Annotated in this window: 11 protein-coding genes; 10 read left to right on the top strand and 1 reads right to left on the bottom strand. The window is 65.5% G+C overall.

Annotation, left to right across the window (positions count from 1 at the left end; translation table 11 throughout):
• Positions 1–159 precede the first annotated feature (159 nt).
• The 5 genes from ASD86_RS03185 to ASD86_RS03165 all read left to right on the top strand — a co-directional run bounded on the left by ASD86_RS03185 (position 160) and on the right by ASD86_RS03165 (position 6,982).
• Positions 160–1,473, top strand: coding sequence for a phosphotransferase family protein (locus ASD86_RS03185; RefSeq protein WP_056106715.1), 1,314 nt, complete (start codon positions 160–162; stop codon positions 1,471–1,473).
• Positions 1,474–1,495: 22 nt separating this feature from the next.
• On the top strand, positions 1,496–1,993 hold the full coding sequence (locus tag ASD86_RS03180; protein WP_056106713.1) for a DUF4442 domain-containing protein: 498 nt from the start codon (positions 1,496–1,498) through the stop codon (positions 1,991–1,993).
• Positions 1,994–2,076: 83 nt separating this feature from the next.
• Complete coding sequence (locus ASD86_RS03175) at positions 2,077–3,462, top strand: MFS transporter (RefSeq protein WP_056106711.1); 1,386 nt, start codon at positions 2,077–2,079, stop codon at positions 3,460–3,462.
• 348 nt (positions 3,463–3,810) lie between these two features.
• A complete protein-coding gene (locus tag ASD86_RS03170; RefSeq protein ID WP_056106709.1) occupies positions 3,811–3,996 on the top strand; it encodes a DUF6229 family protein in 186 nt (61 codons plus the stop codon).
• Positions 3,997–4,111: 115 nt separating this feature from the next.
• Positions 4,112–6,982: a type 2 lanthipeptide synthetase LanM family protein gene (locus ASD86_RS03165; RefSeq protein WP_056106707.1), complete on the top strand. Its 2,871-nt coding sequence runs from the start codon at positions 4,112–4,114 to the stop codon at positions 6,980–6,982.
• Positions 6,983–7,078: 96 nt separating this feature from the next.
• On the opposite strand, the gene ASD86_RS03160 is transcribed toward ASD86_RS03165, so the two are convergent.
• Complete coding sequence (locus tag ASD86_RS03160; protein ID WP_157476067.1) at positions 7,079–7,441, bottom strand: hypothetical protein; 363 nt, start codon at positions 7,439–7,441, stop codon at positions 7,079–7,081.
• Between the two features lie 167 nt (positions 7,442–7,608).
• Between ASD86_RS03160 and ASD86_RS03155 the strand changes: the two genes are divergently transcribed.
• From ASD86_RS03155 to ASD86_RS03135, 5 genes are all read left to right on the top strand, one after another.
• On the top strand, positions 7,609–8,316 hold the full coding sequence (locus ASD86_RS03155; RefSeq protein ID WP_056107121.1) for a class I SAM-dependent methyltransferase: 708 nt from the start codon (positions 7,609–7,611) through the stop codon (positions 8,314–8,316).
• 180 nt (positions 8,317–8,496) lie between these two features.
• Positions 8,497–9,033: a hypothetical protein gene (locus ASD86_RS03150; RefSeq protein WP_056106703.1), complete on the top strand. Its 537-nt coding sequence runs from the start codon at positions 8,497–8,499 to the stop codon at positions 9,031–9,033.
• Positions 9,034–9,072: 39 nt separating this feature from the next.
• The gene (locus tag ASD86_RS03145) at positions 9,073–9,357 is read left to right on the top strand and encodes a hypothetical protein (RefSeq protein ID WP_157476065.1); all 285 of its coding nucleotides are present in this window, start codon (positions 9,073–9,075) and stop codon (positions 9,355–9,357) included.
• A 154-nt stretch (positions 9,358–9,511) separates the two neighbouring features.
• On the top strand, positions 9,512–9,838 hold the full coding sequence (locus ASD86_RS03140) for a cupin domain-containing protein (protein WP_056107118.1): 327 nt from the start codon (positions 9,512–9,514) through the stop codon (positions 9,836–9,838).
• A 114-nt stretch (positions 9,839–9,952) separates the two neighbouring features.
• Complete coding sequence (locus tag ASD86_RS03135; protein WP_157476063.1) at positions 9,953–10,864, top strand: lysozyme inhibitor LprI family protein; 912 nt, start codon at positions 9,953–9,955, stop codon at positions 10,862–10,864.
• The last annotated feature ends 224 nt before the right edge of the window (positions 10,865–11,088 follow it).

Genomic DNA, 11,088 nt, shown 5'->3' with positions numbered 1-11,088 from the left:
GAAAGCGGTCGCGAGTATCAGTTATGCAGCCCGACGCGTGCTATCGATTCGCGCGATAGCGGCGTGCTTGCCGCCGCGGCTGGAGCGAGCGGAACTGTGCGCTACGGCCGGTTTTGCGCGGAGCACTCGAAGGCGGACGCAGTCGGACAGGGGCGCGCCATGGCGAACGACAAGGACGAAGGCGATACAGGCGGGCCATCCGCGTACGACAAGCCGACCACGCTTGCGTCGCCGCCCGGCCTCGATGGGCCGCCGCGCGGGCCGCATCGTCTCGGCCCGGCGGTGTTGACCGATTCAGGCGCGCGCGCGCGACTGTTCGCCGATCCGGATTTCGGCTTTCGCCATCGCACAAGTACGGCCGGAATTTCGATCCGGCACCGGCAGTTCGTCGGACAACGCGCGCACGTCGAACCGGTGCCGTCGCGATCCACCGATCCGCTGTTGTCGGAAACGTCCGGTGCGGTCGCGGCGGTCACGCGCTGGCTGCGATCGGAGGGCGTCGATGTCGACGGGCGGCCCGATATCCATCGTTGCGACGGCGGCATGTCGCATCTGACCTATCGCCTGCGCTACGACACGCACGACCTGGTGTTGCGCCGGCCGCCGCCGGGGCAGGGCGGGTTGCAGCGGATGCGGCGCGAGTTCGCCTTGCAGGCCGCGCTGCGACCGCACTGTCCGGTCGCCGACATGCTCCGCTTGTGCGCGGATCAACGCATCGTCGGAACGCCGTTCTATGTCATGCGCTACGTTCCGGGGATCGTGCCTCGCCGGCGATCGTTCGGCGGCGTCGCCTTGTCGATCGGCGATGCGCGGCAGGTGTGCGTCAACCTGCTGGAGCAGATGCTCGCGCTGCATCGGATCGATCCGCGTTCGCTGGTCTCGAAGGATCTGACATTGGCGCCACCCAGCGCGAGCCATCTGCGCAAACTGCTGCTGCACTGGTTGAGCCGTCATGCTCGGCTCAGGACCTGGAACGGCGCCGATCTGCGCGCGATAGGCCAGTGGTTGCTCGATCACGTGCCCGAGCAACGTCACGCCGCGTTGCTGCACAACGATTGGCGGCTCGACAACATCGTCTTCGACGCGGCGCGGCCGACGCGCATACGCGCGGTGCTGGATTGGGAATTCGCCGGCGTGGGCGATCCGTTGATGGATCTGGGCATACTGCTGTCGTACTGGACCGAGCCGGGCGACCACTTCGTCGCGCGGCGCTATCAGTGGCAGCCGTCGCACTTGCCCGGGATGTTCGGCCGCGAGGAACTGCTCGATCGCTACCTGAGCGCCTCCGCGCGCGGCAGCAAGGACTGGGCGTTCTATCGGATCTTCGGTTTGTTCCGCTACCTGCTGACCTTGCAGGAGCTGCATCACCGGCATGTAGTGCAGGGCGGCGAAGAAAAGCAATTCTTCCGCGGCATCTGGGTGCTGACGCATTACGTCAAGTGGACATGCCGCGGGTTGATGCGACATGCCTAGCCTGAGTTGGCATGAGCGGATCATGGGCGATGTGTCCGGTTCGCTGGATCGGCTCGCGTTTCTTCCCCGCGGCTGGCGCTATCGGATCGTATCGGCGGCGCTGGGCCGGCAAAGTCGGTATTTCCACACCCACGGCTTCCGCATCGTCGCCATCGAACCGGGCAAGGTGTCGATTTTGGCCGGCAATCGTCGTCATCTGCGCAATCGCGCCGGCGGCATTCATTCGATGGCGGCGAGCCTGGCCGGCGAATATGCCGCCGCGCTGGTGGTCGCGCAGCATCTGGCGCGTGGCGCCAAGCTCGTGGTCAAGGCGGTGCAGGCCGATTTCCGCAAGCCGCTCAGTGGCGACATCCAGGCCAATGCGTCGATCGACGCGGCGCAGATCATCGCCGTGACCGGTTCAAGCGAAGGCAAGGCACGCATCGCGATGCAGGTGATCGATGCGAGCGGCCAGGTGCCGATCCGCGGGCATGTGGATGTGGTGTGGCGCTCGCCCACGCGCGTGGACGCTCTGTCGTGACGCTTGGCCAAAACAGCCGCGGTGGATTGGGTCTTCCACTACGGAAACCACGGACCGCTTTTCACCCTGTCGACGGAAACAAAATGTCCGACCCATCACCCACGCCACCTCGATCCTCCGACCGCCAGCTTCGCGTCACCCGACTCGCGGCCTGCTTTGGTTTCATGGTCGTCCAGCTCGACATCACCATCGTCAATCTGGCGCTGCCGACGCTGGCGAACGATCTGGCCGCCGACATCTTCGGCCTGCAGTGGGTGGTGGATGCCTATACCTTGCTGTTCGCCTCGTTGCTGCTGTCGGCCGGCGCGATCAGCGATCGCTTCGGCGCCAGACGCAGTTTTCTGATCGGCCTGAGCGGATTTCTGCTGACCTCGGCGGCATGCGGCCTCGCCCAGAGCGTGACCCAACTGGTGGCGGCGCGCGCCGGCCAAGGGCTGTTCGCCGCCTTGATGGTGCCGTCCTCGCTGGCCTTGCTCAATCACGCCTTCGCGCACGACACGGCGCAGCGCGCACGCGCCATGGCGGTGTGGACCGCTTCGGGCGCCGCGGCGGCGGCAATGGGCCTGCTGCTGGGCGGCGCGCTGCTGCAAACGCTCGGGTGGCGCAGCATCTTTTTCGTCAACCTGCCGCTGTGCGCGCTCGGCATCGTGCTGGCCTGGCGCATCGCGGAAACGCCGCGCAAAGCCGACAGGCGCCTCGATATGGCCGGGCAGGTGTTGGCGGTGGTCGGCCTGGTCGGTTTGATCGGCGCGATCATCGAGACGCCGCGCCTGGGATTCGATCATGCCGTAGTGCTGGGTGGATTCGGCCTGGCCGCGGCATGCGCCATCGCGTTTGCGATCGCGCAGACACGGGTCGCGCAACCGATGTTGCCATTGGCGCTGCTGCGCTTGCCCAACTTCAGCATCGCGCTGCTATCCGCCATCGCGATCAGTCTGGCCTACTACGGCCTGATCTTCGTCATGAGCCTGTACCTGCAGCAGTTCGCCGGCTATACGCCGCTGCAGACCGGTCTGGCCTATGTGCCGCTCACCTTGGCCTTCATTGCCGCCAATCTGCTGGGTGGCCGGCTGCTGGCAAGCCGCGGCTTCCGCGTCACGATCCTGTCGGGTCTGCTGTTGTGCGCGTCGGGCTTCGCGTGGCTGGGGCGTCTCGGCGATGGCGACAGCTACCTGTGGATATTGCCCGCGTTCCTCGCCGTTCCCGCCGGCATGGGGCTGGCCATGCCGGCCACCACGACGATGATCCTGGCCAGCGTGGACCGGTCCTGGTCGGGCACCGCCGCCGCGGTGCTCAATGCAGTGCGCCAGACCGGCGCGGCGCTGGGCGTGGCCTTGTGCGGTCTGTTATTGGCCGATGCGGTTCGCATCGATGCCGGCCTGCGAATCGTCTGCGTTGTTTGCATGGTCGGGCTGCTGTTATCGGCGGATTTGTCGTGGCGCTATATCCGTGACGGCGGTTCGGCCTGAGCCGATAACATTTGGGTCACTATCGGCGGCTTTGCGCAGCGCTTGTGTGCGATGCCAAGTATCGCGGCGACCTGTTTTTCGACCGCTTCATTCCATGTCTTCGCGCCGTCGCCGAACGTCGCGATGCAGCCCGACAGTGCGAGCGAAAGTTAAGCGCGCGGCTCATTTGACAGTTGTCGATACCGCTGTTTAGAGTGCCGAGGCGGTATCTCTTGAGGTACGTCGCCGATGAAAATCGGTTCGCGGTGAGAGGCCGCAAGGCTCGAAATCGATGTCCGGTGCGACGGAGTTTCGCCACACGGAGCCGCCGTCTGCCGGGCGACATTCAGTACTCAAGGAGGACCTGCAATGCAAAGCAACGATATCGTCTCCGCCTGGCTCACCGGCGCCAACAACGTCGGCGGTTACAAGAATCCGGCGGGACCGCTCTACATCGAAGGGGAGATCGCGATGGACGAAGCGATGAAGACCCCGTTGACCCACTCCACTTCGATATCGACCTGCCCAAGCGGTCGCTGCTACTGCTGCATGTAAGCCGTTCACGAGGTCGTCGGCGCGCAACCCAGCCGGGTTGCGCGTCGTCTCGGTACTGATTCGGTACTTTCATGGGCCGACGGCCCGCTCTCCCAAATTCCATCCCGGTGTCGCAATGACCGAAAGCCGTATCCACGAGGGCTTCGGTCCGATCATCGATCACTTCACCGCGGCCGCGCGCGACGCGTTCGACACTCGGCTCGCGGCCTTGCCCGCCGGCCTCGACCCACACGAATCCGAACTGATCCGCGCGGCGCTCGCGCAGGCTCTGTACGAGAACGCGCGACTCAAGCTCAACCGGGTGCTGTTGCTCGAACTGCATGCGGCCAAGCTCGGCGGCGAGCTCACCGCCGAAGACGAAGCCGGCCGCTTCGCCCAGTTCGTCGCCAAGGCGCTCAGCCCGGAATTCGCCGAACTGTTGCGGCATCGCTATCCACCGCTGCGCGAGCGTCTGCAACGCGCGCTGGATCAGCAATGCGCGGCGATCGAAACATTGGCGGCGCGCCTGATCGCCGATCGTGCGGCGCTGGCCGAGTTCATGGGCACCGCGCCCGGTCGCCTGATCAAGCTCAGCCTCGGCCAGGGCGACCTACACGAAGGCGGGCAGACCGTGGCCCGGCTGACGTTCGAAGCCGGGCAGGTCATGTACAAGCCGCGCTCGCTGCGCATCGACGCGGTGTTCGATGCGTTCCTCGCCCAGTTGTTCGACGAGGAGCAACGCATCCGCGTGCCGGCGGTGCTCGAACGCGACGACTACGGTTGGGCCGCCTTCATCGATCATCGCTACTGCGACGGCGACGAGGAACTGCGCCGCTTCTATCGCGGCCTCGGCCATTGGTTGGCGATGCTGCGTCTGCTCGGCGGCACCGACATCCACCTGGAGAATCTGGTCGCGGCCGGTCCGGTGCCGGTGGTGGTCGATGTCGAGAGTCTGTTCGCGGCCGCGCGGCCGGTCGCATCGTCGAACTACGGCCAGGCCTACGACCTCGCCCAGACCCTGATCCAAGACTCGGTGCTGCGTACCGGCATCGTGCCGTTCCGTTCGCGCAGCGTGGGTTTCGGCCGCGCGGACTTGTCCGCCGCCGGCTCCTTGCCGGGCGAACAGCCGCAATTGCAGGTCCCGGTCATCGCCGACGACGGCACCACCGCCGCGCGGGTGGAACTGGTCGAAGCGGACATGGAGCGGTCGCAGAACCACCCCAGTGCGAACCCCGATGTGTCGCGTTACTGGGACGAGATCACCGAAGCTTTTCTCGACGCCTCGCATCGGCTGCGCCGGCTCGACGCGGACGGCCGGCTCGCGCCGTTGCTCGCCGCGTTCGAAGGCTGCCGCGCCCGCGACGTGCGCCGAACCACCCAGGTCTACGTGGAAATCGGCCGCATGCTCTGGCATCCGGCGTCGCTGCACGAGGAAGCCAAGGCGATCGAGCGCGCCCGCACCCTGTTCTCCAGCGCCACTGGAGGCGCGCAGCCGTCGCTGGAAGATATCGCCGGCGAAATCGAAGCGCTGCGCTACGGCGACATCCCGATCTTCGCGCTGTCGCTTTCGCCCGAACGCATCGCCGCGACGCTCGCCAACTGGCGCGGCATGCGGATCGAACTGGAGGAAATGACGATCCGCAGTTCGCTGGTGGTCACCCAGCTCAACAGCGGCGCGGATGGTCCGGATCAACGCGACAGCCGATCGCATTACGCTCGCCATCCGCATCGCGACCGCCTCGACGAACGCAGGCGTCGGCTGGCCGCCGACACGATGCGGCGTCTGTTGCAGCTCGCCGTGCGCGGCGAAGACGGCTCGGTCACCTGGATCACGCCGGAAAGTTTCGGCAGCCAGGGCTGGCATGTGCAGCCCTTGGGCGCCGACGCGTATTTCGGCCTCGGCGGCGTGGCGGTGACTTTGGCCGGCTATCGCCATGAAGTCGCGCACGGACGCGCTGATCCAGTGGCGGGCGTGGATGAAGCGCTCGAAGGCGCCTTGCTCGCCCTGCAGACCTTCGTCGCGGCTCAGACGCCTGCGACAGTGGGCGGCTTCACCGGCGACGGCAGCCGCATCTGGGCCTGGCTGGTGTTGCACGATCTGCTGGGGCGGCCGCAATTGCTCGCCAATGCCTGCGCATGCGCGGCGGCGCTCGAGCAAAAAGGCTTCGACGACGATCCCAGCCTCGATATCACCGACGGCAGTTGCGGCGCCATCTTGCCGTTGCTGGGCCTCGCCGAGGCGAGCGCCGATCCGCGCTGGCTGGCGCTCGCCGCGCGCGCGGCGTCGCATCTGGAATCGAAAGTACGGGTCGACGAACAGGGCACTTATTGGCTGACCGCGGGCATCGCCGATCCGATCGGCGGCTTCGCCCACGGCGGCTACGGCATCGGCTGGGCCTTGGCGCGTCTGGCCCGGACCGAGGCCGGCAGCGAAGCCGATCGTCGACGCTGGAACGCGCTCGCCGAGGGCGCCTTCGCCTTCCAGGATTCGCTGTTTGACGCGGCGGTCGGCAACTGGCGCGACGTGCGCATGAAGGACACGGTCAACTTCCCCACATGGTGCAACGGCGGGGTCGGCATTGGTCTGGCCGCGGCCGATCTGTATGCACGCGATGGCAACTCGCGCGATCTGCGCGACCTGCGCCGCGCGGTGGCGGCGTCGCGCGGCCAATGGGGTTTCACCCACACCCTCTGCCATGGCGATTTCTCGCTGTGGGAACTGCTGGTGCGCGCATCGGCGCTCGATCCGCAAGGCTCCGCGATCGATTTTGATGAGGCGACCGCCGAAGTCGTTTCGGCGATCGAGGAGCACGGCATCGTCGGTGGCATCACCCGTCAGGCATTCACGCCCGGGCTGATGACCGGTCTGGCTGGGGCGATTCATGCGCTCAACCGCATGCATCCCGATTGCGATCTGGCCTCGCCGCTGCTGCTCGAATGCCGGCGGAAAACTACGGCGAAGGTGCGCGAGACGATGATCGACACGGATGCGCTGGCTATCTCGTAGGCGACCGTCCTTGATAGCGGATGTCGTTTCGCATTGAACGGTCGGTTCTCTCGGCAGCGTCAGAGCCGAGCGTTCGCCCAGAAACGCCGCAACGCTTCAGGCCCTTTGCGAGCTCACCAGATCGCCGTTCGAACCGCGTTCGAACAAGCGATGCTCTCGCGGTTGCTCCGGATTCCAGCCCGCCGTGATCGCGGCATCGATCGCCCAACGCACCAGTTTCGGAGTGACGGGGGCCAGTTCGAAAAACTCGTGGCGCCGTTCGCTGGGCGCCGTGATGATCGGGCCATAGTTCAGCCATGGATCGTCGAAGCGGAAGCGGACTTCGAGCGGGAAATCCTTGCGCCCTCCCTGCTTCGACCAGACTTTCAAGACGACGTGGTTGGGATTGATGGGGCGAATGAGCCACAAGTACTTGGCCGCTCCAATCGTCATCAGCCGGGGTCGCGCTTTCGTGGGCATGCGGGTCTTTCTGGGATTCGCGGCAATAGGTAACGAATGAGGGGATCCGCTTACAGCGAATCGCCCGCGGCATTATGGATCGTTGTTGCGCGTAAGCCCGCAGCGATACATCGATGGAACAGATCGAAGCATCCGCGATCGGCCAGGCGCAAACGCGCTGCGCTAGCATGAGCCGTGTTGAACTCGCCAAGTGGAGTGGTGCTTTGTCGTTCTCAGATCCCCAAGTGGTTGCCCGTTACGCACAAGGCCCGGTCAGGCAGGTTCCCGGCTTTCACGCCCTGCAACGGATGACGGCGTTGCTGCTTGCCGAGGCGGTTCCTGGCGATGGCGAAGTGCTCGTTCTCGGCGCCGGCGGCGGCCTGGAGTTGAAGGTTTTCGCCGAAGCGCAGCCCGAATGGCGCTTCGTCGGCGTGGACCCGTCGGCCGAGATGCTGAAGCTGGCGAGCGAAACCCTGGGCCCGCTCGCGTCGCGGGTCGATCTGTGCGAAGGCTATATCGACACCGCGTCGGTCGGCCCGTTCGACGGCGCGACCTGTCTGCTGACCCTACATTTTCTGCCCGCCGAAGAACGCCTGCGCACGCTGGTCGAACTCAGGCGACGGCTAAAGCCCGGCGCGCCGTTGATCGTGGCCCACCACAGCGTTCCCGGCGATCGCAAGCTGCAATGGCTCCATCGCTATGCGGCATTCGCGGTGGCGTCCGGCGGCATTCCCGCGCAGGACGCGGACAAGTCGGTCGCCGCGCTCGGCAGCCGGCTGCCCATGCTTTCGCCCGAACAGGATGAGGCGCTGCTGCGCGAGGCCGGATTCGAAACGGTCGAACTGTTCTTTGCCGCGTTCACGTTCAAGGGATGGGTGGCGTACAACCCGTCCTGACGGGGACTGATCGGAAATCCACGGGCCGCTACCTTCCGCCTAGATGCCTGCACGCTTGGCCGGCTTCACGCTCGCTTCCCGCCAGCGACACAATCGCCGATTAGATTTTCATTCCACGGTCAACCGCGAAGGAATGGCGATGAAGTCCAGGCGTTGCATCGAATCCGTTCGCCGACCCTCATGAAACCGGCGCCGGCGCGGGCTGCGCAAGGAAAGATTCGTCTGCTGGTTGCGGTGGCCGTCGTCCTGACGCTGTATCTGGGGTGGCAAGCCTGGCTGGCGACATTGCGCGCGGATCTCTCGGCGCACAAGTTCGCGGTCACGGTCTCCAACCAACGCAGCGACACCTACGTCTGGGTGAGCGACAAGGTGCATGCGGCCGTCTGGGTTCCAGGGTCGGATGCCGGGGACGATTCGGTGGCCTTTGCCTGGGGCAAGCTGGTGTTGCCAGGCCATCGTCTTGGAAGCGGTTATCAAGTGTCGGAGCGAAGTACCGTAAGCGGGTTCGTCGAACTGGACCCTGAGTTCGAGCTCCAGCGCCATATCCGCAACGGCTATGAGCTGAAACTTTCCGTTTATGTCATACCGCGCGGCTATTACTCGGCCGATTTCCCGTTTCGGCTTGACCCGGACATCGAGTTGGGCAATGCCTTTGGCAGGGTCTTGTTGACGCGCGGCTTTCCGGCCAAGGTCATCGCGCTCAAATACCGGCCGTAGCGGCATGTCGACGGCACGCAGCTCAGGAGTCGAGCCGCAATGCAGGCATCGCTTACAAAAATCCGTTTGCGCACGGCCTTGGCGATCGCGTCCCCGCCGGTTGGAAGCTATTTCGCCATAGCGTTGTTCAAAGCGACGCCGGAAGACCCACTGGGCGCCGCGCTCATAGCCACGGCCATGATTGCGTTTTCCATCATCCTCGGCGTTGGATTCTCGATCGACGCGCTGGAGATGGGCGAGCGGCCACGGTGGCTTGCCGTCATTGCGCTTCTCGCCAATGGCGCGGCGGCTTTCGGTTGCGTCGCCGCGGCGATTTCGGCATGAGGGTGCATGGCCGACACGGAGCGCACGCTGGAGCGATCTTCCTTGGTATGGGCTGCGATCGTGTAGGCTCGCGTCTGACGACGGGATCGAGCCGAATAAGCTTCGCGAAGCGGCCGACTCGATGTCGAGACCGATTGGAGAGGAGCTCGTTCGCATGCCGACTGGAAACCTGTTCGCCGATGCCGATGCGCCTGCCCAGGGCGAACGCTTCGAGACCTTGCTCACGCACAAGAACCTTGTCGTCGAACGCATACTCAGCTCCGCCGCGACGGTTCCGATGGAGTACGTGCAGGCCCAGGACGAGTGGGTCGCGTTGCTGCAGGGGGAGGCGACCCTGGAGGTGGCGGGCGAGGCCATCGAGCTTCGGTCCGGAGGTTATGTCTTCTTGCCCGCCGGCACACCGCATACCGTGCGGCGGGTTTCGCAGGGCGCGGTCTGGCTGGCGATTCATCTGCATCCGGCGCCGATGCCGAACGATTGAGGCGCCAAGCGACGAGCGCATCACTCGCTGCGATGCGCTCGCGCAGTTCGGCCGGAGGCTGCGCGTTCGCGGGTTGATTGGTTATGCTGGGTCATAAACCAAGGACGAACGACAGTGAAGAGTTTGCTTTCGGCCATTTGCCTGATGTCCGCGGCCTTGCTCGGCGGACCCGCTCATGCCCTGGACTGCCGCAAGGCGTCGACCGCACTCGAACACAAGATCTGCGCGGACCCGCGCTTGCGCAAAGCCGATGCCGCGATGAGCAAGGCCTATTTCGAGCTGCTGGGTCTCGCCACGGATGCGGATGTGCGCGCCGCCTTGATCAACAGCCAGCGTCGCTGGATCGCCGCGCGCGAGCACGACCTCGGCGCGCTCGGAAACGACGAGGGCGCGCCCGACGCCGACGAGCAACGCGCGATCCTGCTCGACGCCACCACGGCGCGCACCGAAAGCCTGACCGAGCGCGTCGGCGGAACGCCGAAGTTCATCGCCGTCGCTCTGAAGCAGCGGGCGAATGCCGCGGCCTACAGCGGCGGCTCCTTCGCCGGCTACCGCGCCAGCTGCTCGTTCGTGCCGGATCGGCGGGATCCCAATGTCTATTCGTACAACTGCTTCGGCGTGATGAACGTGCAGAACGGCGATCGCGTATGCAGCGTCAGCGAGGATTTCGCCAGCTATTACGTGGTGACGCAGCGCGCCGTCGCCGACATCGTCAACGGAAAACCGCGAGTGATCGCCGCCTGCGTCGACAGCCAATGCCCCGGTCTGTCGGTCACCGGACAGGCCGTCGGTTGGAACTTCAAGCCGACAGCGGAGCAGGCCGCCATCGTCGAAAGCTTCGGCCCGCTGAGCAAGCTCGACCCGGATATCGCCGTGCTGAGCGATGACGATGACTGGTTGGCCGTTCCGGGCTTGCGCGCCGATCAGGGTTGGCTCAATGCCTGCCTGACCGACAAATCCTTTCCGGCGCGCGATCGCGTTCCGGGTGGGCGCGGCCGCAAGGAAGGCGACGCGGCTTCGCGATAATTTTCCGGTCGAACCGGTTGAAGCCGACAGCATCGAGTGCTGCCGGCCCTGCATACAGACGGCGAGCGACGCTACGACGCGATGAGCGCTGTCGACTTCGGCCGCGCACGGCACGCATGTCGCCGTTTCTTGAGTCGCGAAATCGTGGCGGCCCGAAAGCGCGGTTGAATCCAGACCAATCGACCCGGCCCAAACCGCATCGCGGCTCGGCCGGGTCGGGGCGA

It is taken from the genome of Lysobacter sp. Root690, assembly GCF_001427785.1.
GTDB lineage: Bacteria > Pseudomonadota > Gammaproteobacteria > Xanthomonadales > Xanthomonadaceae > Lysobacter.
This window is presented reverse-complemented; position numbering and strand designations above follow the sequence as displayed.